Consider the following 22,982-nt stretch of genomic DNA (forward strand, 5'->3'; position numbering starts at 1 on the left):
ACGGTCATGTTGCCTGGCCGGTTGACGGCTTTTTCCAGAACTCGCTTTTGGCTACAGCCGGGTCGGGCTCGGGCCAAGCCAGGCCCATACGCTCAAGCGTACCGACCAAAATTTCGGCCACCAGCATGTTCCGGAATCCTTTGTGATCGGCGGGGATAATCCACCAGGGTGCCTGCTTGGTGCAGGTTTTTTCCAGCACCTGTTCATAGGCATTGGCATACATGCTGTAGTTTTCGCCACAGTGAAGATCTTTTTCGGTCAACTTCCAGCGCTTGTCGGGGGTTTCCCAACGTTCAATCATGCGCTGGTGTTGTTCTTCACGGGAAATATTCAAGAATATTTTCAAGACTGTGGTGCCGGTTTCAACCAGGAGACGTTCAAAGTCGTTGGCTTGATGGATGCGTTCGTCAAGCCAGGTGGCCGATACATTGTCTTGAATAATCGGCATGATGATGCCGTCGTAATGTGAACGGTTGAAAATGACCGACTGGCCTGCGCCCGGTACATGGGGGTGAACCCGCCACAAAAAATCATGCGCTGCTTCTTGCTCGGAGGGCTCTTTGAACGACACCATGCGCAAAGCCATGGGGTGCACTGAACGCATAATGGCACGGGCAGCGCCGTCTTTTCCTGCAGTGTCCATGCCCTGCAAAATGACAAGCAGTTTGTGTTCCCCTTGCGCATACAGACAGGTCAGCAGGTGGTTTAAGCGCTCCGACAATTGATCGACCCGCTCGTGCATGTCTTCTTTGGAAGGCATGTCGCCATAACGCGTTGGCCATTGTCGCAAGCGAACTGCCTTGCCGTTGACCATGCAGGCCTGGCCTAAAATTTCCCACTGGCTCTCGGGCACCAAGGCATCGGGTAACACTTTTTCAGAGCGCTTGGTTTCTTTGCGTTTGGTGACTTTGGTTTCAGGTTTATTGTCTGCTTTGGTCATGCTGATCCAGGTTGTGCTTGTTTTCCACGGACTTTTGAATCTCGAACCGCACTTGTTCAAATGATTGGGCACGAACCTGACCGAATCCTTTCACCTGATTAAACAGGTCAAGAAGGTGATCGGTCTGTTTGCTGTGCTGCAACATTGAAGGATTATTGTGCATCAGTTCCAACCAGGTTTCAAACCAACCTACCAGTAAAGTCTGGTTTTTACGCTCTAAACTTCCTCTAAATGGATCAAATATCGTGTTTCGCAAGTGACGCATGCCCGCCAAAACCCTAAGTAGCGGGTCAATCCAGGGGCCCAGTTTTATTTTCCGCGGCCGGTGGCCGTGCCCAGCCAACCAAGTGGGGGCAAAGTGAAAATACAACTTCGCACCCGGTTCAAATTGCGCCATGGTTTGCCGTTTCCACTCGGGATTGGTGTGCAAGCGGGCCACCTCAAACTCGTCTTTGAAGGCCAGTAATTTGAAGTAGGTGCTGCACAGGCGCGTCCACTGGTGCTTCAAACCAAGCTCCTCAAAGCCGGTGCGCAAGGGCAACACCCTGGCTTTGAAGCGCTCTGCCAGTTGACTGTTTTGATACCGCGTCAATTCAGCTTGATAACGCATCAGCTTCTCGTCATCGCTTTCAAACTGACTGGTGGGTACAAAGTTCTTTTCCAACATCTGCTCGAGCAAACCAGGCTTTGACACCGCCACACGGCCGGCATCAAAGGCAAGCAGGTTTTCATTCACCTTCACGCCATTCAATTCAATGGCTTGGCGCAGGGCAGCCAGGTGCAAGGGCAAACAACCGCGTTGCCAAGCGGCGCCCAGCAGCAGTGCATTGGCATACACGGTGTCGCCAAACAGCCTTTCGGCCAGCCACTGGGCCCGAATCGGCGTGTAATGTTGCTCGGGGTTATTCAAGGCTCGTGCAATATCGGTGTGCATTTGTTCAACGGGCGCGCACCAGTCGCGCTGGGCGATAAAATCGGCTGTGGGTGGCGTGTCAGTATTCACCACCACAAATGCGGTGCTGTTCAGTAGTTCCAGTGTTTTTTCATGCGCAGATACGATCAGGTCGCCTCCGATCATCAAATCAGCCTCGCCCACCGGAATTTTGGAAGATGCCAAAGCGTTGCCCGCCGGGGCAAACTGCACATGCGAAAACACGGCACCGCCCTTTTGTGCCAACCCGGCCATGTCCAGTGCCAAGGCCTCCATGCCCTGCAAATGCGCGGCCATGCCCAGCCATGCGCCAATGGTGACCACGCCTGTGCCACCTACGCCATTGATCAGCACGGCATGGCGTTGAGTCAATTCATCAGGATGAATGTGAAATTGAGGCTCAACAAGACTGGCGCGTGCTGTGGCCAGCGCGCTGTGGTGCGCTGAAGTATCGGGCTTTCGCAACTCACCACCTTCCACCGTCACCAGGCTTGGGCAAATGCCTTCAAGGCAACTGTAGTCTTTGTTGCAGGTGGATTGGTTGATAGTGCGTTTGACGCCCCAGGGCGTTGATACGGGCTCGATCGACAAACAATTGGAATGTTTGGAGCAGTCACCACAGCCCTCGCACACTCGCGGGTTAATCAACACGCGCTTTGCAGGATTCGGGAACTGCAATTGGCCCGTGGCTGGATCAGTGCGCTTGCGCCTGCGACGTTTTTCCGAGGCACAGGTTTGCTCATACACAAGCACTGTGGTGCCTTTGATGTCGCGCAGCAATTTTTGAACTGTGTCCATGTCCCGACGGTGAAACACTTCAATTCCCTCGGCCTTTGGATCGTCCGGCACATTGCGTAGGTGTGGCGCGGGGTTGTCACTGACAATGACAATTTTGGCAACGCCTTCGGCAGCCAGCTGACGGGTTAGTTGTGGCACGGTGAGCGTGCCATCCAGATGTTGCCCGCCGGTCATGGCCACGGCATCGTTGTACAGCAACTTGTAGGTAATATTCACGCCTGCTGAAACGCTGGCCCGAATGGCCAGAATACCCGAGTGAAAATAGGTGCCATCGCCCAGGTTGGCAAACACGTGTTGGGTTTGTGTAAAAGGCGCCTGCCCTATCCAGGGCACACCCTCCCCGCCCATTTGTGTGTAGGTTTGGGTATTCCGGTCCATCCACACGGCCATGTAATGGCACCCAATGCCGGCCATGGCCCGGCTGCCCTCAGGTACTTTCGTCGAGGTGTTGTGCGGGCACCCCGAGCAAAAATAGGGTTTGCGTTCCACGGGTAAATACGTTGAATGACCCACGTCATGGCTGTGCTCAATGGCGGCGATCCGCTGATCAATTCTGGTTTTGATATCGGCAGGCAACTGCACATGCCGCAGGCGTTTGGCAATCGCCTGAGCAATTAATGCAGGGTCTAGCTCGTAGTGACTGGGCAACAACCAATTGCCTTGTGGCAGAGACCACTCCCCACCTTCGCGACCGTCCTCCGCAAGCCTTTCGTCAAACTTGCCGTACACCTTGGGGCGTACATCCTCGCGCCAAGCGTACAGTTCCTCTTTAATCTGGTATTCCACCCACTGGCGCTTTTCTTCAATCACGAGAATTTCTTGCAAACCCTTGGCAAATTCCCTTATGCCTACGGCATCCAGCGGCCACACCATACCTACTTTATAAACCCGCAAACCTATTTCTGCGCAACGTTGCGGGTTCAAACCCAAATCATTCAAGGCCTGCAAAGTGTCTTGAAATGCTTTACCCGTGGCCACAATGCCAAAACGCGCCGAGGGCGAATCAATCACGGTTTTGTTAACGCCATTGGCCCTGCAAAAAGCCAGCGCGGCATACAGCTTATGATCAATCAAACGCGCTTCCTGGGCCAGGGCTGTATCGGGCCAGCGAATATTCAAACCGCCCTCGGGCATATCAAAATCGGTGGGCAACACAAACTGGTGTCGGTTGGGGTCAATATCTACAGTGGCAGAACACTCCACCACATCGGCCACCGCCTTCATGCCAACCCACACACCGGCGTAGCGACTCATCGAGTATCCGAGCACACCGAAGTCGAGAATTTCCTGCACATTGCTTGGAAACAGCACCGGAATCATGGCCGCTTTCAGCACATGGTCAGACTGGTGCGGCAGGGTAGAGCTTTTCGCGGCGTGGTCATCACCGGCCACCAGCAATACGCCACCGTGTTTTGATGTGCCCGCTGCATTGGCATGCTTGAACACGTCCAGGCTTCGATCAACGCCCGGCCCTTTGCCATACCAAAGGCCAAACACACCGTCGACTGTTGCGCCCTGAAACAGGTTGAGTTGCTGGCTGCCCCACACTGCAGTTGCGGCCAGGTCTTCATTCACGCCAGCCTGAAAGTGAACATTTGCAGGCTTCAGAAACTGTTTTGCTGCCCAAAAAGCCTGGTCCACGCCACCCAGCGGCGAGCCGCGATAACCCGACACAAATCCACCGGTGTTCAAACCATTCATGCGGTCCAGCTCAGACTGAAGCAACATGAGTCGAACCAGGGCTTGCGTGCCTGTCAGGTAAATTTTTCCTTGGGAGAGGTTGTATTTGTCACTGAGCGTGACTGCGCGGTACAGCGGGTACTGAGGGGCATTCATGACCACTTTCCTCCACGAAACGGATGAGTTTCTGCGAGTGCGAGGTGCCTTGTACTGTTCGAGTGTTACACAGAGCCCGCGAGCGTTCAAGCCCCTTGGTCGGGTTGAATGTCTTTCACATTGTCCACGTTGAACATTTCCTCTGGCCTTGGGTAACTTTTCTTGGTTTTACGGGCTGGTAATTTTTCACCAGAAAACATTTCAACCGCAGTGCGCGCAACTTCTTTGGTATCCAGCGCAGCATAGGCAGACACAACAGCTGCGCCGGCCAGAGGCACAATTCGGGATGCGGTGCGTTTGGCCACTCGCTCAAACACCACCTGCCCAATTTGTTTGGTGACCCGAATGGCTACATCGCGGCTGCCACTTCGTGTGAATCGGTCGATCAAATCAAGTACCGATTTGCCGGTTTTCTCCTCGTGCTCCAGGGGAATTGATCTTTCATACTCGCGCACTGCCGTGCCGGCCACATGGCTGAACAGGCAAGTCATCAGGTCTTGCTCGGTCAATGGCTTTTTATGACCAAACGCCACAGCAATGTCAGCAACCATTTGCGCTTGTATGCGCCAAACAATGACGAGATCGGGCAACACCGTGAGCATACCCAAGGGGCCCACGGGCAGGGCCAAAGTACCCGACACGGCGGCAGCTTTTGCACAAGCCTTCTGGGTGATTTCTTTCGAGCGCTCATAAGGGCGTTTGGCTTTGCCCGGCTCTTTGGAAACGGGCACCCCACCGGTGACTAGACCGATTACGGCATGGAGGGGCCCCATTAGGGCTCTGGGTAAATTGGTCTTTTGCATGAATAATTCATCAAAGGCAAATTGTTTCTAATAGTACTAATCAACAAGTCACAGACTTGGTTTACTATCGTAACTCACAAGGAGTAATCAGTTTGGGGGTAATTCCCTAGGATTGCTGTGGTCCTTGGGGTCAAAATTATGAATAGACGGTGCAATTCACAGTCTGATTGTGGTTTTGATCCATTTGGAGTACCCCTAATATGGGGGAATTCGACCTAGAGTTCGATGTTTTCACACAGGAGTGAATGTCATGGGCAAAGCAGCAAACAAGCAGTTGGTTTTGAAACGTAAGGAAGAAGGTGCCTCCTTGATCGAGTACGCAGTAATCGCGGCCTTGGTGGTAGCACTGGCAGTGGCTGGTTTTGCAACCTTGGGTGAGGGTCTGACTACAGCATTCGAAGGAATTGTGGAAGCTCTTACAGGTGGCTCCAGTGGTGGTACAGGCGGCACAGGCGGCACAGGCGGCACAGGCGGAACCTGATAGCAACCCAGTGCGCAATTAGAAAATGGACACTCAAACAGCTTCAAGGGCAATCCAGCATCGCGCTAAACAGCGCGGTGCGCAGCTCGTGGAGCTGGCTTTGATGTTGCCGGTTGTGCTCACCGTCATTTTTGCGATTGTGGGTTACAGCCTCTTGTTCATGGTGCAACACACGCTTAGCTCAGCTGTATCTCAGGCTGCGCGAAGCGTGGCTGTTGCAGGAAGTACCGCCGACCCCGAGGCTGCTGCCAGGCAATTGTTGTTGAATTCCCTGCCCAGCGCGATGTACCCGGAAGGCTTTAGTTTTTCAACCGACCAATTGGCCGGTGCAGCAGATTGTGGCAACGCCTTGGGTGCAGGTACCAACCCTGCCTTGAGTTGTCTGGAATTTCGGGGTTTTTTCAATACCGCCGAGAATCCTTTTTTGTCCAACATTCCTTTTTCAGACACTTTTTTTCCAGAACAACTCAGCGCCAGCGCTGTGGTTCTGTACCAGAACACCGACGCACTGTAATTTCTTCCGGGAGCCCTTCGCGACATGTCAGGAAAAACAAAAATACTCGCACTGCTGCTATTGGGAATCGGATTGATTTTCATGGTCATGGCTTTTTTATCGGGCCAAAACGTGAAGAAAGGTGGGGAAGCCATCAAAACCGAACTTGAGCGTTTTCCGGTGGTGGTCAGCGCAGTTGAAATTCAGTTTGGCAAGCCTGTTACCCCCGAGATGCTGAAGGTGGAGAAATTTGCAATTGCACCCAGTGGTGCCTTCACCGACATTGGCGATGTAATCGGCAAAAAACCTTTGTTCAATATTGGCAAAGGTTTGCCAGTGACGAACCAATACTTTGAATCTGGCGCTGTGGCTGCTGAAGTGCGTGAAGGCTACCGTGCCTTTGCCTTGCGCCTCGATGAAAACAACGTGGCCACCGCCAAGATTAAGGCCGGTGATTATGTCGATGTGTTCTCGATTTTCAAATCCAACAGCCGGGATATTGAAGAAACAATTTCTCGATTGATCATGCCCAGGCTGCGTGTTCTCTCGGTGGGCTCACAATTGGTGAATGCCCCCGAAACAACCAATGCCGCCAATGAAAAAGATGTGAACAATCGCCCCGTTCGATTGAAAGCGATGATGGTTGAAGTACCCACTGGCGACATCAACACCTTGGCGATTGCACAAACTCAAGGTGAGCTGTTTGTGGTGCTGCGAAGCCCAGAGGAAGAAGAACTCCCTGACATGAGCAAATACCCTCAGCCAGAACCTGTATTAAAACCCGCGCTGGTGAAGGGCCCCGATGGGAAAGTGCTGAAAAGCCAACCCCCAGTTGAGTTGACAGCAAGCGACAAAGCCTTCGCTGGTATTTCGCTGGACAACGCCATATTGCCTGGCAGCGGCAACACAAAAGACAACAAAAAACCCGCACAAACTACACAACGCACGGCCGAACCGGCAACCGTTGAAGTCATTCGCGGCGGTGAAACAACCCGGGAAACAGCGCGATGAACAAGAACAACATCACATTGAAAAGCGTGGTCGCAGCAATTTCATTGGTGGCCTGCGCAGGGCTGATCAGCCCCCAGGTGGCCGTGGGGCAAACGCCTGCGGCACCCAGCAGCGCGGCACCTTTCGTACTCACCTTGAGCACTGGTTTTCAAAAAGTCATCAGCTTGCCAGGTATACCTGCACGGGTGTCGATTGGAGACCCCACCATCGCCTCAGTCACCGTACTCAAACCCACCGACCGTGGTGGTAAAAATGCGGGCGTGTTGGTCACTGGTTTGAAAACTGGTTCAACATCACTGCTGATCTGGGATCGGGGTGCCAGCATGGCCCGCGTGATTACCGTGGCAGTGACCGGCAAGGCAGCCGAAACCATTTCAACCCTGAAAGACTTGAACCTTGAAACAGAAGGACAGGTGTTGAAACTGTCGGGGTCAACACCCAATGTAAGCACTTATCAGCAAGCGCGAGAAAGTTTGATTAAACCGGGCAGTGACGGCAAACCTGCAGAACTGATTGACCAAGCCACCATTCAAACATCGGGCACCGTTCAGGTCGATGTCAAGGTGGTGGAATTCACCCGCAGTGAACTTCAGAGACTTGGCATCAATTTGACCGGCCAATTCAACGGAGGAGAGTTCACCTATCAAATAGCAAACCCCGGCGCTTCAGGCGGCTCAGTTGCCAATGCATTTGGATTAACGTTAAGCAACCTGGCTGGCGACCTGACCGCGAATTTGAACATTCTTCAAGCCGACGGTTACGCCAAAGTTCTCGCCGAACCTTCGTTGATTGCCCAATCGGGTCAGGATGCGTCCTTTCTGGCGGGTGGCGAAATTCCAATCCCAGTGCCCTCTGGCAATGGCACCATTGGCATTGAGTATAAAAAGTTTGGTGTGGGCCTGAGTTTCACACCCACCATTTTGTCGAACAAAACAATCGCATTGAAAGTATCGCCTGAAGTCAGCGATCTCGACTTTTCTCGCGGCACCTCCATTCAAGGTGTGCTGGTTCCCGCCATTCTGACGCGCCGTGCAAGCACCACAGTTGAACTGGGCGAAAATCAAAGCTTCGTCATCGGCGGTTTGATCAGTCGAAACATCATCGCAAACGCCAACCGGGTGCCCTGGTTGTCTGAAATCCCGATTTTGGGTGCCTTCTTCAAGGGCAACACCTACAGCCGGGAAGACAAAGAATTGCTGATTATTGTGACACCGCGATTTGTAAAACCCCGTGCAGCAGACGCACCCGCTTTGGCCCTTCCAGGTCAAAACGTAGGTATGCGCCCGCGCAGCGTGTGGGGCCAACTCTTCCTGCCTTCCGCACAAGAGCCTGTTCCTGGCTTCACCACCAATTAAGGGGAATTCGCGATGCAACAAAGCATGCCCCGAATATTGTTCATCAGCGGGTCTGACGCCAACTGGCTTTGGCTGTCAGACGCAGTGGGCGACCGTTTCATGTTGGTGCGCGAATCGGGCACCTTCAGTGAAATTACCAAACGCGTGGGCCTGGTATCGCCCAGCATGGCCGTGGTGGATTACTCTCCCCAAGTGGGCCTGGACGCCAGCCTGATCGTGAAAGAACTGCGCGAGCTGGCCCCCGATCTGCCTGTTGTGGCCATGGGTTCAAAAGACTCGACTGAAGATGTGGTCAATGCGCTGAGATCGGGTGTGAAAGACTTTTTGAGCCTCGACTCCAGCGCTGGCGAAGTCACAAAAATTCTGACAGGCGTGGTTGAAAAAGCGCCCAAACAAAGCAACGAGCGCAAGGGCTACGCCTTGGTGGTGTTGGGCGGACGGCAAGGCGTAGGCTCCACAACGCTTGCAGTCAACCTGGCAGTGCAGCTGGCCAAACAAAACAAAGACAGCACGTTGCTGCTGGATTTTGGTTTGCCCTTGGGCGATGGCCTTGTGCACTTGCCCGCCGAAGACAAGCAGGGTGCCATGGATTTTGTGGAATGCGTGCGCAACCTGAAACGCTTTGATGCGACCCTGGCAAAAACGGCATTTCGCCGCAACAACGCTACCGGCGTGGCCATACTTTCACTGCCGCGAAACCTCGCAGACCTGCGTGATATCTCCGCATCTGATGCGTTGAAATTTCTGAACCTGATCAAATCATTTTTCGAGAATATCGTGATTGATTTGTGCGGGTTCTCGAACATTGAATTTGTGGCCAGCCTGCTGCGAAGCGCCGACGCCACCATGGTGCTGACACCACAGTCGGTGCCGGGCATTGTGACTGCCGCCGAATTGATCAAAAGCCTGAACGACAAGGGCATTGCGACCCAGACATTCGACCTGGTGGTTACGCCTTATCACAAAGATGTTGCGCTGGATGCAGAATCAATTGCCAAGAAACTGAACATTGAAACAGTACACACCCTGCCCGACCGACGCGCACCACTAATCAATGCGGTGAATGGCGGCCAGGTGCTGTCTGCAGCTGATTCAAAAGATCCCTATGCCAAAGCAGTGGCCCAGTTGCTCGACAAAGTGAATGCCAACCGCAAACACATGGACGGCCAAGGCGGCCTTGCCAGTACTTTCAAGAAATGGTTCAACAAATGAGTGACATCATTTTCGGCCAGGAAGCGCCGCCCCCAAAACCCAAAGAACCTGAGCACGCCGAAGGTTCAGTGTCCAATGCTGCAAATGCCGTAGAAGACTTGCAGTTTGCCACCGCGAAAGTCAGCGAAATGGACTCTGCAGTGCTGGCCGACGTGAAAGAAATGGCCCATGAACACATTTTGGCCATCATCGAAAAGAAAGGCGCTACCTTTGCCAAAATGGACAACAGTGCCCTTGAAAAATTCATTCAAGGTGAAGTGCAAAGCCTGATTTATGGCAAGCAGATCCCGCTGAACGATTCTGAAGTGGCCTTCGTCGCCGACTCGCTGTACAAAGAAATTGCGGGCTTTGGTCCATTGGAAGACCTGCTGGCAGACCCCAACGTTGAAGATGTGATGATCAACGGCTACAAGGACGTGTATGTGTCCAAAATGGGTCGCATGGAACGTGTGCAGGCCCGCTTTGTCGACAATGCTCACCTTTTGAGAATTGTTCGACGCATTCTGGCACCGCTGGGCCGCCGGCTCGACGAATCCAGCCCCATGGTAGACGCCCGCCTGCCCGATGGAAGCCGGATCAACGTCATCATTTCCCCACTGGCTCGCGATGGCGTGGTGGTGTCCATTCGTAAATTCAGAAGCACGCCACTGCGCGCAGAAGACCTGATGGGTTTGGGCACCTTTGATGCCCGCGTGTATGAATTGATGCAGGAAGCTGTTCGCAAACGCTGCAACCTGGTGGTCAGTGGTGCTACGTCCACAGGCAAGACGTCCATGCTGAACGTACTCGCGGAATTTATTCCACCCGGCGAGCGTTTGATTACGATTGAAGACACCGCTGAATTGCAGTTGAACCACCACCATGTGGTTCGCCTGGAAAGCCGTCCGGGTGGGCACGAAGGTGCCGGCGCGATTTCAATTCGCGACCTGGTCAAGAACAGCTTGCGTATGCGCCCTGACCGCGTGGTAGTGGGAGAGGTGCGCGGCGCTGAAGTACTCGACATGTTGCAGGCCATGAGCACGGGTCACGATGGCTCCATGGGCACCATTCACGCCTCAACACCTCGCGATTGTTTGCACAGGCTTGAAATGTTGTCCGGCTTTGCGGGCTTTACAGGCAATGAAATGAGTTTGCGCAGGCAAATTGCGTCGGCACTTGATCTGATTGTTCAGATTGTTCGCTTGCCCTCGGGCAAACGCCGCATTTACAGCATTACGGAAGTGGCTGGCATTGTGGATGACAATATTTTGCTTCAAGACCTGTACCGCCATGAAAGCCGACTCGGACCCGATGGCCAGGAACTGGACAACTGGGTACCCGTGGTGCCCTACCCCAAAAACCCGAAAATCTCGCACATTCGCCTGACATGACATTCGGACTGATCGCTGCTGCCTTGGTATTCATCTCTCTGGCCCTGCTGTTGCTGGGCCGCGGTGCTGAAGAACAAAACCGCAAACTGGCAGAAAGCCGACTGGATGTAGCGCTAAGCAAGTCCCGCGATCCACTGGCTCTGGAAAAAGACCCACTGCGCAAAAAATATATTCCGCAATGGATCACAGACAGCCTGATTTCTGCAGGTCTCACCATTGATCGGACACTGGGTATTCGCGTGGCGATGGTTACACTGATACCCGCGCTGGCTGCCTTCGTTTTCCGGGGTGCAGCCAGCGCTGCCGGCGCACTTATTCTCGCCATTCTGGGCATTGCGGCCTATGTGCTGTATCGCCAGCGCAAACGCAGACTGCAAATGTTGAGTCAGCTGCCCAACTTTCTGGACGGTGTAGTCAGGGTCAGCGCAGTGGGTTACAGCCTGACCGTGTCATTCAACACCGCCCTTGAAAATGCCGAGCAACCCCTGAAAGAAGCCCTGGGCCTTGCTGTTCAAATGCAGTATGCCGGCTTGGAACTTGACCAAGCGATGCACCGCCTGGCGCGCGTTTATGGTTTGAGCGAATTCAAGCTGATTGCCTCCGTTGTTGCACTGGCGTTGAACTACGGTGGCAAAAGCGATATTTTGCTGGGCCGCCTGGCGCAATACCTGCGTGACCGCGAACAACACCATCAGGAAATGCTGGCGATGTCGTCGGAGGCTCGAATGTCTGCGGTGTTCATGTGCTGCCTGACGCCTGCTTTGGCCGGCATTATTCTGACGCTGAACCCGGCCTACCTGGGCACGATGTGGAATGACGACACAGGTCGCATGCTGCTGTTCGTCGCCGGGATATTGCAAATCGCTGGCGCTGCGATCATCTATCGCATGGTCAAGAGCATCTGAGGGCGCCCACATGGACATGAACACATTACTGGCAATTGGCATCTTTCTGCTGGGCTTGGGTTTTGTTGGCTTGGCCTGGAGTCTTTTGAGCCAATCCAGTCGCAAAGAAAAGGCGTTGGCCCGAATTGATGAGTACACCGAATTGCGCCGTCGGGTTCAAAGTTCGGCTGCAGTTCGCAATCAGGTACCGACCAGTGCACTCACGGGGCGCATCGAGCGCCTGGGTCAACAATTCAGCAAAACCAAGGCATTCACCTATTTTGTCGAAGAAGAAGACAAAAAACTGTTGGGCCGGGCGGGTTTTGGGCGCGAAGAAGACCTGAGCCGGTTTGTGCTCATCCGCATTGCACTCGGGCTTCTCGGTTTGGCCATCGGGCTTTTTCTGAACCGGGATGCAGGGTTTGGTGCCATTCCCATGATTCAGGTCATTGCAGTGACCGGCATCGGTTTCATGGCACCCAAGTGGTACCTGAAAACAGTTGGAGAGGGTCGTGAAGCCGCTTTCGAGCGAGAACTGGTGGCTGTGGTTGACGTGATGCGTTTGTTGCAGGGCGTAGGCTTGAGCGTTGATCAATCCATTGAAGTCATGACCTCGCAACTGTACGACCTTGTACCCATCACGGGCCGCATGTTGCGCCGGTCTCGCGCTCAAGTGAAGTCTGGCGTGCCCTGGATTGTCATGTTGAAACGAATGAGCAATATGTATTCGAGCGACGAATTCAAATCATTCGTGCAGGTTCTGGAGCAAATTGAAAAGTTCGGTGGTGCTGTTCAGGAACCTCTGAAGCAGTTCTCGGACCGCCTTGTCGAAAAAGAAAGAGCCAACGCCAAAGAAATAATGGGCAAACTGACTGTTAAACTGACTGGTGTGATGGTGATTACCATGCTGCCGGCCCTGCTGATCATGACCGGCGGCCCCGGTATCATCTCCATTATTCGTGCATTTGAACGGGTTGGAGGTTAAGCGTGTTGAGCAGTCGTCTAATTTCAGGGCAATTCAGTCGGCAACTGGCCATGTTGGCCTTGCCCTTGGTTCTGGCTGCGTGTGCAACACCGCAGCGGGCACCCAATGCACCTGCGCCAGCCCCCGAACCCGCTGCTACGCCCAGTGCGCCCAATATCAGTGCCACAAGCCCCACCCAAGACGCACTGATCGAAGCCGAACGCAAAGAACTTGACCGGGAAGACGAACAAACCCGAAAAGCCCGCGCTGAACGCGAGAAAAACCTGCACCTGAAACTTGTTCAAACCATGATTGAACAAGACAACGCTTACGCCGCTCTGGCCCACCTGGATGCGTATGACCAAAAATGGGGATCGGACCGGCAAAGCAAGCAACTGCGCGCCGATTCGCTGCGAAAAACCAGCCAGTTGGACCAGGCCGAGCTTGTGTACAAATCATTGCTCAGCGGGCAAGGCCAACAAAAAAGTGGACCCGTTTGGTACGGTTTGGGCAAAGTGGCCATCGAACGCGGTGATCTGAAAACCGCGGCAACCCGACTGGAAAAATCCATTCAGGCAGACCCCTTGAATATCAATGCCTACTCCGACCTGGGTTTGGTGTACTTACTGGAAGGTCAGAAAGAACCCGCCTACAACACACTGATGAAAGCCAATCAACTGGCCAGTGGCGATTCGAAGATCATGGCCAACCTCGCATTGTGGGCTTTGGTCTTTGATGATTTCAACATGGCCATGGACATCGCAGATCGCCTGCAGTGGTCTGACAACACCCGCAACCAGGTAATGTCGCAAGCCAATTCCATCAAAAGGCGTTTTGACGCCAAAGGAAATACCCAATGAACTCAAACACGCCATGGATAGTGGCCGCTTTGTTGTGCGCCTCTCCCCTGCTGGCTAGCGCCCAAGACAGCACTGCCAACACAAATCAGGGCTCATCACACATTTCCGGCACAACCGATGCTGAAACTGGCTTGAGCACCCGTACCTGGCTGAAAGAGCAGGCCGAGGGCATTAACCGGGGTGAGGTCGAAGCCTACAGGGCTGAATCGGCAGGCAAAGCCTACCGGGCTTACACCGACTCCATTGGCGCCAAAGACCAGAAAGCGCCCGTGTCCCAGGTTTCAACCATCAAGACCAACTAAATTTTCACGTGCTGCGCCTGCTGCTTAAACTGCTGTCTTTTGTCACCGGCCAACGGCTGCTGACACCCGAGCAGGCCGCCAGCCAACAACTTGAACTCAACGACCTGCGCAGCAAGCAGGCTGCGCTGGAATCGCTGTCCAGCCAACTGCGCAGCGAAATGAAACGCCAACAGGCCCTGGCGCGCGAGCAGTTGAAAGAAACCCAAAAGTCACATGAACAAATGCTGCTTGCCCAGCAGTCTGAAATTGACAGCCTGAAAGAGGCCTTGGGCCAACTCAATCTGAGTGTCGACATAGAAACCCAGCGACAAATGAAAGAGAACAATGATTTGCTCAGCCAGTTGAACTGGTTGTCCGGAACCATTGCACACGACTTCAGGGCACCGCTTCGCGCCATTGACGCCTACTCCTTTTTCCTCGCCGACGACTTAGGCGAAAATGCGCCCCCCGAGGCCAGCAAATCACTTGAAGAAATTCGCCGAAACGGCAAACGCATGGGTGTGTTGCTGGACGCCCTGATTGAATACCTGCGTCTGGGTGTTTGCCCGTTGAATGTTCAACTGCACGACCTGAACGAGACACTGCTGCAAGTGGTGAACGAGCACTTTGACTTTTCGCCTGTACCGATTGAAATTCTGGTGCAGGGCAAATGGCGTTTTGACAAGCCAATGATGATGAAAGCATTCAAAGAGTTGCTCGACAATGCCGTGAAATTCTCCAAACCGGTTGAATCCCCAAAAATCATTGTTCGGCAGAGCAGCCCGAGCAACCTGGAAATCATCGACAATGGCGTGGGCTTCTCAGAAACGCACGATGCCCAAAAATTTCAGCTGTTTCACCGCATGCACGGCAACGACGAATTTGAAGGCGAAGGCATTGGCCTGGCCACCGCCGAGCGCATTGCCTCTCGCCATCACATCACCCTGAAATTAAACCGCGTGGGCAATCAAACGGTCGCCAGCCTTCAATTGCCTGAACGCGGATCGTTCTAAACCACCTTGGACAGCAGCTCCAGCAAGCCTGGCAATTTGCCAAGGTCTCGCCTGGGCAGGGCGTTGCGTACTTTGTGGCCATCGGTTGAGGTGTCGACCAATGCAGCGCCCGGGCCTGGAGAGGGCAAATTGCGAAACACCAGTACCACCGGGCTGATTGCGGTTTCACCCCGAATCAGGCTGCAACCAATCTGATTGCCGGTTAACTGCACCAGGCTGCCAGCCGGGTAAATTCCCAACTCCTCAAGAATGATGGCAGTGAAACAGCTGTACAAGTGGTCCGCATGGGCAAACAGGTCTTTTACAGCCTGCTCCGCCGTGAAATTGCTGCGGTAGTCGCGCTGGGCCATTCTTGCATTGAACGAATCGCACACACTCAACAGCACAGAGCCCACATTGTTGTTGGGTATCTGGTTCGGATACCCCGAACCATCGGGCAACTCGTGGTGCATGCGCACCGATTCAATCCAGATTTCATCCTTCACACCCAGCAACTTCAGTTTGTTGGCGCTTTGCTCCGGATGTTTGCGAATGGTTTCTCGCTGGTCTCGCGACAGTGGTTCAGTTTGAGCCCGCAAACGCGCCTGCAAAGTCAACATGCTGATGTTCATGGTCAACGCGGCTTTCAAATGCGAACTCAACTCGCCCTCTGAAAACCGGTTGCTGCACAAACCCACTCGAAACAGGGTCAAGGCCACCAGCATATGGTGCATCACTGGATAATCGTCAGCCGTGTGCCAGGCCAGGTAAGCGTAGGCAAGGTCGAAGTGATGAATAGCGATGTGCTTGAACCGCCCAGCAAGCTCGTCCATTACCAGCACAAAAGTCTCTGGTTCTTCATCCACCAATGCTTTGGACAGCACCTTGTAACAACAATCCAGTTCTTCAAACAGATCCTGCGCCTGAAGGTACAGCAAAGTGGACTGGGTCAGTTCAGTTTCCAGCGCCACCAGGCTTTCCCCGGCCACGCGCGTACCCGGGTTGTAATGTTTGCCGGAATAAAGATACAAATGCTCGGGCGACAGGGATTTGCGTTGCAACAAAGGTTGCACGACCTGGGCATCTGAAATATTGATCAACATGGGCAGACTCCTATTCGTCTAATACATAACGAGCGGACTGCCAAAAAAATGATCGCCCGATCGGTGGGGTCCGTTTCGGGGATCTGCTGAACTGGATCAAAAAAAGTGGTTTATTCAGAAAGTGGGCACAGCGGCAAAGATGAGATTCTTGGATCAAGTCAGATCCAGGTTCACCACCATGCAAACCATACAACTGCACGCCACACCCAAACACGACTTCCGTTTCCCGGAAACTGTTGAGCTTCAAATGGCCGCTCCTTTGCAGGACAGCGACGCCAATCTTGACGATGCACTGGCCGTGGTTTTGCACGCGGTCAGGCAGAGCAAAAACCCGCATGCCATGGACGCACTGGGCGCCTTGCTGGGCTACATGGAAACCCTGGAAAGAAAGCAAATGGCCAGCCAAAGCACCCAGAACTGGGTGACCCTGGCCAACCCAATTACCATGAGCCTTTGACGTACTGCCGGGTACGAACGGCAATCAACAACACAAGGCCTTGCGCCAGAAAACCAAGCCCGCTCCACATGGGCAATGACAAACCCCACAAAGGTGGATATTCATCGGTACACAAACCGTCGGCAACGAACATATCGGGCCAATACTGAACCCAGGGTAAAGCATTCAAAGTGTTTTGCAGGGGGTCAACGCCGCAGGTTTGAGCCGGGTTCGACAACACCCACACATGGTAGAAAGCCACGCCCGCACCCGCCACAAAGCCAAGCAGTGCCAACAACACAAACACCGCTGACCACATACTTTTTCGACTGGTCAAACCAATGCCCAAAAAGCCAAAGGCAGTTGCAAGGTAGGCATAACGCTGAATAATGCACAACGGGCATGGAAACCATTCTTTGCTGATTTGAAAGAACAGTGCCAAACCCAACGCACCAAGACTAATTGCCAGGCCCAGGCTTGCCCAGGGCCGTGCTGAAGAATATTGCATGATTTATTGCTTGCTTTGTACCCAGTCCTGGGTCGATTGAAAAATAGTGGCCATGGCCGACAGGTAATGCCGGGTTTCATCCCCAAGCGGATTGTGCTCCATGCACAAAAAAGCGAACCTGAGTTTTTTGAAACCGATGGTGCCCGCTGCACCCGCGCTTCGGTGCGCCATGGATTTAAACGCTTTTTCCTCGATGGAGAAAGGATCAAAACCAGGCACAAACCAGATTTCACGCGTTTCTTCGAAAAACTCCTGTGCGAATTCCTGCAGCATTTCAAGCCCCAATTCACTCTCGAGGCGTCCCCATTGATCATCATCAATCAAGGGTTGTTGTTCCAATTCTTGTTCAGAATACATGGCGGGTACTCATTGTTTGTTGTGTTTTTTTTAATTCCTGTTCAAAGGATACTATTTCATTCATCAAATAAATGCCTTAAAAGCCTATACTGAAGCGTACTTCGTTGAATTTTCCCCACCATCAAGCCATGAGCAACGCATTAGAACAACTGAAACAAGCCACCACTGTGGTGGCTGACACGGGTGACTTTCAGGCGATTGCCGCCTTTCTTCCCCAAGACGCCACCACCAACCCATCGCTGATTTTAAAAGCAGTTCAAAAACCACAATATTTGCCCCTGCTGGAGCAAATCAAGGTTGCATATGGCCATGAGCCGCTTGAGCTGCAAACCGATCGCCTGTTGGTGGCTTTTGGCACTGAAATTCTGAAAATTATTCCTGGTCGTGTTTCCACCGAAGTGGATGCGAGGCTTAGCTTTGACACAGAGGCCACCATTGCCCGCGCAAAGCGAATTGTGTCCCTGTACCGGGCTGAAGGCATTGCGACAGAAAAACGCCTGTTGATCAAAATCGCCTCCACCTGGGAAGGCATTCAAGCAGCCAAGATTCTTGAAGCCGAGGGCATTCATTGCAACCTCACACTCCTGTTCTCGCCCATTCAAGCGCATGCTTGCGCCAAAGCCGGTGTTCAATTGATTTCACCTTTTGTAGGTCGAATTTATGACTGGTACAAAAAATCGGCTGGTAGCAGTTGGGATGAAGCCGCCAATGCGGGCGTGAACGACCCTGGCGTGCAATCGGTGCGCCGCATTTACGCCTACTACAAACAAAATGAAATTCGCACGGAAGTAATGGGGGCCAGCTTTCGCAATGCCGGTCAAATCAAGGCGCTGGCAGGTTGCGACCTGCTTACCATCAGCCCTGAATTGTTGGCTGAGCTGCGAGCGGACGATGCACCACTGAAGGTCGACCTGGGCATTGATTGGGCACTTGCGCAGCCACATGAAACATTCCCCGACGGCGAAGCGGCTTTTCGCTTTGAATTGAATGCCGATGCCATGGGCACAGAGAAACTGGCGGAAGGCATTCGAGCATTTGTGAAAGATTCGGTTACGCTGGATGGGTTGTTGAAGGCATAAGGTGTTTGTGAGGAGCAGATTTGCAGCGGCATCGCATCAACTCCCCACAATTCAAATCACCCCACCATCCTTCATCTGCTGAATCTCTTCAGCCGAATAACCCAGCCCTGCCAACACTTGCACATTGTGCTCACCCAGCTTGGGCCCAAGCCAGCGGGTTTGGCCGGGTGTGTCGCTTAACTTGGGCACAATACCCGGCACTTTCAAAGTACGGTCGTCGCCAAAGGCATGTTCTTCAATCATGCCGCGTGCAGCAAATTGCGGGTCGCGCACAATGTCTTCAATGCTGTAAATTTTGCTGACAGGCACATCGGCTTTTTCGAGCACTTCAAGCGCCTCATCAATACTGCGTTCCTTGCACCACTGGGCAATGGTGTTGTCAATCAACTCGGTGTGGCGAACTCTGCCATCGTTGCTGGCCATGTCGGGGTTTTCTGAGAAATCGCTTCGACCAATTGCCACCATCAGGCGCTTGAAAATGGCGTCACCATTGCCACCAATCACAATGAATCCGCCGCAACCGCAGGTGTAAGTGTTCGATGGCACAATGCCCGGCAAACTTGCACCGGAACGTTTGCGAACCACACCGGCAAAGTCATATTCGGGCAGCAGGCTTTCCATCATGTTGAACACCGATTCATACAGCGCCACGTCCACAACCTGCCCCTTGCCGGTTTTATGGCGGTGCTGCAAAGCCATCAGCGCACCGATTACTGCATGCAAACCGGCCAGTGAATCACCAATCGAAATACCCACACGCACAGGCGGGCGGTCGGTGTCGCCACTTAAAAACCGCATGCCACCAATCGATTCCGCAATGGCACCAAAACCGGGGCGGTCTTTGTAGGGGCCAGTTTGGCCATAGCCGCTCAGGCGAACCACAATCAGGCCCGGGTTCATGGCCTGCAATTGTTCTGGGCTTAAGCCCCACTTTTCGAGTTGGCCTGGGCGGAAATTTTCCACCAGCATGTCAGCGCTTTCGATCAGCTTGCGCAATACAGCCAGCCCTTCTTCGGCTTTTAAGTTCAGCGTGATCGATTTTTTGTTGCGGGCCTGCACAGCCCACCACAGGGAATTGCCCTCGTGCAGCACACGCCATTTGCGAATGGGGTCGCCACTGCCTGGGGTTTCAACCTTGATGACTTCGGCACCGAATTCGCCGAGCATTCGGCTGGCAAACGGCCCGGCAATCAGTGAACCCAATTCAAGCACACGGATGCCCGCCAAAGGACCAAGGTTGGTGGTGGAAGATTGCTCAGAAGGATTGGTCATGAAAAGCCGCTGGCAAAAATAAAAGAGTTATTCCGGGTCAGAGCCCAACTGGCGACGGTCCAACAAAGCCCGCGCCACGGTGCTGGGGTCGGTGTATTCAAGCTCGCCACCTATAGGCACGCCACGGGCAAGGCGACTAACCTTCAGTGCCATACGGCGAATTCGGTCTGTGAGAAACACAGCAGTGGCCTCGCCCTCGTTGGTGAAGTTGGTGGCCAGAATCACTTCCTTCACTTCGCTGTCGTCCAGGCGCTGGCTTAACTTGGGCCAGTCCAAGGACTCAGGGCGCACACCATCCAGGGGCGATGCCCTGCCCATTAGCACGTAGTAGTAACCGCGATAGGTTTGAGTAGCCTCAATGGCAGCAAGGTCAGCAGGTGTTTCAACCACACACAATAAACCTGGATTGCGGCGGGTGTCGCTGCAAATAGAGCACACATCGGCATGGCAAAAATTGTTGCACATGCTGCAGTGGCGTATTTCCGCCACTGCTTTCAGTAGCGATTCACCAAGCGCCGTGGCGGCCTGGCGATCATTTTGCAACAAATGAAAAGCCAGGCGTTGCGCCGACTTTGGCCCCACGCCGGGCAAGCGCTTGAGCGCCTGCACCAGATCAACCAAAGGGTCGAGGCCATCAAAGGCGTCAAACGCGGAACGGCTCATGCGTGTTAATTAAAATGGCATTTTGAAGCCGGGGGGCATTGGGAAACCGGCCGTGACTGAGGACATTTTTTCAGTCATGGTGGCTTCGGCCTTGCGCACAGCGTCGTTGAATGCTGCGGCAACCAAATCTTCCAGCATGTCCTTGTCTTCGCCCAACAGCGAGGGGTCAATGGTAATGCGTTTGCAATCGTGCTTGCAGGTCATCACCACTTTCACCATACCACCGCCCGATTGCCCCTCCACTTCCAGGGCACCAATTTCGGCCTGCATCTTGGCCATCTTTTCCTGCATTTGCTGGGCTTGTTTCATCAAGCCGGCCAGTTGGCCTTTCATCATGTTCATGTCGAAATCTCTCCTGTCAAATATCGGCTGGGCCTGTGTTGCTCAGCGTGCGTTCTGAACCTGAGACCACAGTTGCGCCCATCAAGTTCTGAATGTCTTTTAAAAACGGGTCGTCCTGCAAGGCTTGCTTGGCACCTTCAAGGGCTTGCCTGCGGGTTTCACTTTGCACCGCATGCGCGGTTTGCTGCGCCTCACCAAACTGCATTTGCAAACGGACAGTGCTTCCATAGTACTGGCCCAGTGCGCTCTCAAGACGGGCCGCCATGCTGGGTTCGGTGTAGGCTTTAATTGCTGTGCGCAAAACAATGTGCAGCACCTCGCCATCCCGACTGGCCTCAACCAGTTCGGCCTGCACAAGCGCCTGGCGGGTCAAACCCTTGGCGGGCACTTCTTGAGACACCTGCGGCCAGTTGGCCGCACTGGGCAAATTGCCATTGGCTGATTGGGTATAAGCCGGTTGCGGTTTAAATTCCGACGCTGGTGCAGATGCAGGCACCACGGGCTTCGATTGGGCCACTGGCAAATCATCGGCGGTGTCCCAGGGTGGTGATTCGTCGAATTCCTCCACAAGCGCAGGCGATGGGCCCTTGGGTGTGGTCGACTCCATGACAGGCGCAGCAGGGACCTCAGCGGAAACCTCAACAGGCATTGCAGGCACAGCAGCCACCACTGGTTTAGCCGCAGCGGGTTTGGCTGCCAACAGGGGAACGGTCGCTTTGATGGCTGCTGGAGCCAAGGGCAGGGTACGGCCCACCGCAACTTGCCCACCCGGCTTGAACGCCAACATGCGCACCAGCGCCATGGAAAACCCAATGTGTTCCTCTGGGGCCAAATGCAATTCAGCACGGGCATGGGTGGCAATTTGATAAATCAGTTGCAAATCTTCGGCACCAAAAGCACCTTGCAGGTGTTGTAGCGCCGCCTGGTCGGGGTCATCAGCATCAAGTTCACCGGCAAAGTGCGCAACCGAAAGCCGGTAAGCAATGGCGGCCAGTTCGTCGAGAATGGCGCCAAATGGCGCACTGGCTGTGGCCAGCGCATTGCTCAATTCAAGCAAAGCCTTGCCATCGCCAACAGCCAGGGCTTGCAGCAACTGATGCACTACTTGCTGATCCACAGCGCCCAGCATGGTTCGTACGGTTTCTTCACCCACATGGCCTGCGCTGTAGGCAATGGCCTGGTCAGTCAGTGAAAGTGCATCACGCACACTGCCACGTGCGGCCTTGGCCAAGAGGCGCAGCGCACCGGGCTCAAAGGCAATTTTCTCTTCCGTCAGAATGTGGGCCAGGTGGTCTGCAAGCTGGTCGGGCGGCAATTGGCGCAAGGCAAACTGCAGGCAACGCGACAAGACCGTGGCTGGAATTTTTTGCGGATCGGTGGTGGCCAGAATAAACAGCACATGGCCTGGTGGCTCTTCCAGCGTTTTCAGCATGGCGTTGAATGCACTGGTCGACAGCATGTGCACTTCGTCGATGACATACACCTTGTAGCGGCCTGCGGTGGGCGCGTACATGGCATTCTCAAGCAAGGCACGCATCTCATCCACGCGCGTGTTGGTGGCTGCATCCACTTCCAGCAAATCGACAAACCGGCCCTGGCTGATTTCGACACAAGCCTGGCACTTGCCACAAGGCGTGCGGCTAATACCCTGCTCGCAGTTCACGGCGCGGGCCAGAATTCGGGCAATGGTGGTTTTGCCTACACCGCGGGTGCCGGTGAACAAATAGGCATGGTGCAGGCGTTGATTGTCGAGCGCGTGGGAGAGGGCTTTAACCACATGGGCCTGGCCCACCAGAGAATCAAAGTCTCGCGGTCGCCATTTTCGTGCCAAAGCCTGAGATACGGTTTGATTCATTCAGATTGGGTCCACGTTTGTGTCCACGGTTGATTCCGCGCTGGGTCCAACAAATTAAGAGGCGAGCCAGAACCCCGGCACTGACTTCACGGTTGTGGCTGCTTCCTTCCGGACCTGACCAGGTTGGCCGCTACGCCATGCGGGGAGGCCCGCCAG

General features: G+C 53.9%; 23 protein-coding genes and 1 other RNA gene. 13 read left to right on the top strand and 11 right to left on the bottom strand.

What is annotated here, in order from left to right; all coding sequences use genetic code 11:
* Positions 1 to 4 precede the first annotated feature (4 nt).
* The 3 genes from B4C79_RS05890 to B4C79_RS05900 form a co-directional block, all read right to left on the bottom strand.
* Positions 5 to 940, bottom strand: a complete 936-nt coding sequence (locus B4C79_RS05890; protein ID WP_291752242.1) for a PPK2 family polyphosphate kinase — start codon at positions 938 to 940, stop codon at positions 5 to 7.
* On the bottom strand, positions 921 to 4,505 hold the full coding sequence (locus B4C79_RS05895) for an indolepyruvate ferredoxin oxidoreductase family protein (protein ID WP_291752239.1): 3,585 nt from the start codon (positions 4,503 to 4,505) through the stop codon (positions 921 to 923). Before B4C79_RS05895 ends, B4C79_RS05890 begins: the two co-directional genes overlap by 20 nt.
* 86 nt (positions 4,506 to 4,591) lie before the next feature.
* Positions 4,592 to 5,308 (bottom strand): EcsC family protein, encoded by a 717-nt coding sequence (locus B4C79_RS05900; protein ID WP_291762514.1) that lies wholly within the window; start codon positions 5,306 to 5,308, stop codon positions 4,592 to 4,594.
* Positions 5,309 to 5,558: 250 nt separating this feature from the next.
* Here B4C79_RS05900 and B4C79_RS05905 point away from each other — a divergent pair, with 250 nt between their 5' ends.
* The 11 genes from B4C79_RS05905 to B4C79_RS05955 all read left to right on the top strand — a co-directional run bounded on the left by B4C79_RS05905 (position 5,559) and on the right by B4C79_RS05955 (position 15,232).
* A complete protein-coding gene (locus tag B4C79_RS05905; protein WP_291752237.1) occupies positions 5,559 to 5,789 on the top strand; it encodes a Flp family type IVb pilin in 231 nt (76 codons plus the stop codon).
* Between the two features lie 25 nt (positions 5,790 to 5,814).
* Entirely contained in the window at positions 5,815 to 6,303 is a 489-nt protein-coding gene (locus B4C79_RS05910; protein ID WP_291739460.1) for a TadE/TadG family type IV pilus assembly protein, read from the top strand.
* Positions 6,304 to 6,327: 24 nt separating this feature from the next.
* On the top strand, positions 6,328 to 7,293 hold the full coding sequence (gene cpaB / locus B4C79_RS05915; protein WP_291739459.1) for a Flp pilus assembly protein CpaB: 966 nt from the start codon (positions 6,328 to 6,330) through the stop codon (positions 7,291 to 7,293).
* A complete protein-coding gene (locus B4C79_RS05920; protein ID WP_291739458.1) occupies positions 7,290 to 8,648 on the top strand; it encodes a type II and III secretion system protein family protein in 1,359 nt (452 codons plus the stop codon). Before cpaB ends, B4C79_RS05920 begins: the two co-directional genes overlap by 4 nt.
* 12 nt (positions 8,649 to 8,660) lie before the next feature.
* Positions 8,661 to 9,860 (top strand): AAA family ATPase, encoded by a 1,200-nt coding sequence (locus tag B4C79_RS05925; protein WP_008250241.1) that lies wholly within the window; start codon positions 8,661 to 8,663, stop codon positions 9,858 to 9,860.
* A 128-nt stretch (positions 9,861 to 9,988) separates the two neighbouring features.
* Entirely contained in the window at positions 9,989 to 11,230 is a 1,242-nt protein-coding gene (locus tag B4C79_RS05930) for a CpaF family protein (protein WP_291739463.1), read from the top strand.
* Positions 11,227 to 12,135, top strand: coding sequence for a type II secretion system F family protein (locus tag B4C79_RS05935; protein WP_291739457.1), 909 nt, complete (start codon positions 11,227 to 11,229; stop codon positions 12,133 to 12,135). Before B4C79_RS05930 ends, B4C79_RS05935 begins: the two co-directional genes overlap by 4 nt.
* A gap of 10 nt (positions 12,136 to 12,145) precedes the next feature.
* Positions 12,146 to 13,099: a type II secretion system F family protein gene (locus B4C79_RS05940; protein WP_291752235.1), complete on the top strand. Its 954-nt coding sequence runs from the start codon at positions 12,146 to 12,148 to the stop codon at positions 13,097 to 13,099.
* 5 nt (positions 13,100 to 13,104) lie between these two features.
* Positions 13,105 to 13,938 carry a tetratricopeptide repeat protein gene (locus B4C79_RS05945; protein WP_291739455.1) on the top strand — a complete coding sequence of 278 codons (834 nt, stop codon included), beginning with the start codon at positions 13,105 to 13,107 and terminating at the stop codon, positions 13,936 to 13,938.
* Positions 13,935 to 14,240, top strand: coding sequence for a hypothetical protein (locus B4C79_RS05950; protein ID WP_105028318.1), 306 nt, complete (start codon positions 13,935 to 13,937; stop codon positions 14,238 to 14,240). Before B4C79_RS05945 ends, B4C79_RS05950 begins: the two co-directional genes overlap by 4 nt.
* Before the next feature lie 8 nt (positions 14,241 to 14,248).
* The gene (locus B4C79_RS05955; RefSeq protein ID WP_291739454.1) at positions 14,249 to 15,232 is read left to right on the top strand and encodes a sensor histidine kinase; all 984 of its coding nucleotides are present in this window, start codon (positions 14,249 to 14,251) and stop codon (positions 15,230 to 15,232) included.
* Here B4C79_RS05955 and B4C79_RS05960 read toward each other — a convergent pair.
* Positions 15,229 to 16,314 carry an HD-GYP domain-containing protein gene (locus B4C79_RS05960; protein WP_291739453.1) on the bottom strand — a complete coding sequence of 362 codons (1,086 nt, stop codon included), beginning with the start codon at positions 16,312 to 16,314 and terminating at the stop codon, positions 15,229 to 15,231. The two genes, B4C79_RS05955 and B4C79_RS05960, sit on opposite strands and share 4 nt — an antisense overlap.
* A gap of 178 nt (positions 16,315 to 16,492) precedes the next feature.
* Between B4C79_RS05960 and B4C79_RS05965 the strand changes: the two genes are divergently transcribed.
* Entirely contained in the window at positions 16,493 to 16,771 is a 279-nt protein-coding gene (locus B4C79_RS05965; protein WP_171097804.1) for a hypothetical protein, read from the top strand.
* Here the strand turns inward: B4C79_RS05965 and B4C79_RS05970 are convergent.
* Both B4C79_RS05970 and B4C79_RS05975 read right to left on the bottom strand, forming a co-directional pair.
* Complete coding sequence (locus B4C79_RS05970) at positions 16,755 to 17,258, bottom strand: disulfide bond formation protein B (RefSeq protein WP_105028314.1); 504 nt, start codon at positions 17,256 to 17,258, stop codon at positions 16,755 to 16,757. The genes B4C79_RS05965 and B4C79_RS05970 overlap by 17 nt on opposite strands.
* Before the next feature lie 3 nt (positions 17,259 to 17,261).
* The gene (locus B4C79_RS05975; protein ID WP_105028313.1) at positions 17,262 to 17,615 is read right to left on the bottom strand and encodes a hypothetical protein; all 354 of its coding nucleotides are present in this window, start codon (positions 17,613 to 17,615) and stop codon (positions 17,262 to 17,264) included.
* Positions 17,616 to 17,743: 128 nt separating this feature from the next.
* Between B4C79_RS05975 and tal the strand changes: the two genes are divergently transcribed.
* Positions 17,744 to 18,694, top strand: a complete 951-nt coding sequence (gene tal, locus B4C79_RS05980; RefSeq protein WP_291739452.1) for a transaldolase — start codon at positions 17,744 to 17,746, stop codon at positions 18,692 to 18,694.
* Positions 18,695 to 18,745: 51 nt separating this feature from the next.
* Here the strand turns inward: tal and B4C79_RS05985 are convergent, their stop codons facing one another.
* From B4C79_RS05985 to ffs, 5 genes are all read right to left on the bottom strand, one after another.
* Positions 18,746 to 19,966: a CaiB/BaiF CoA transferase family protein gene (locus B4C79_RS05985; protein ID WP_291739451.1), complete on the bottom strand. Its 1,221-nt coding sequence runs from the start codon at positions 19,964 to 19,966 to the stop codon at positions 18,746 to 18,748.
* A 27-nt stretch (positions 19,967 to 19,993) separates the two neighbouring features.
* Entirely contained in the window at positions 19,994 to 20,629 is a 636-nt protein-coding gene (gene recR, locus B4C79_RS05990; RefSeq protein WP_008250216.1) for a recombination mediator RecR, read from the bottom strand.
* Between the two features lie 9 nt (positions 20,630 to 20,638).
* On the bottom strand, positions 20,639 to 20,965 hold the full coding sequence (locus B4C79_RS05995; RefSeq protein ID WP_040512993.1) for a YbaB/EbfC family nucleoid-associated protein: 327 nt from the start codon (positions 20,963 to 20,965) through the stop codon (positions 20,639 to 20,641).
* A 22-nt stretch (positions 20,966 to 20,987) separates the two neighbouring features.
* Complete coding sequence (dnaX, locus tag B4C79_RS06000; protein WP_291739450.1) at positions 20,988 to 22,826, bottom strand: DNA polymerase III subunit gamma/tau; 1,839 nt, start codon at positions 22,824 to 22,826, stop codon at positions 20,988 to 20,990.
* Between the two features lie 57 nt (positions 22,827 to 22,883).
* Positions 22,884 to 22,980, bottom strand: an RNA gene (gene ffs, locus B4C79_RS06005) — signal recognition particle sRNA small type.
* Positions 22,981 to 22,982 lie beyond the last annotated feature (2 nt).

Source organism: Limnobacter sp. UBA7229, from assembly GCF_002473065.1.
GTDB lineage: Bacteria > Pseudomonadota > Gammaproteobacteria > Burkholderiales > Burkholderiaceae_B > Limnobacter > Limnobacter profundi.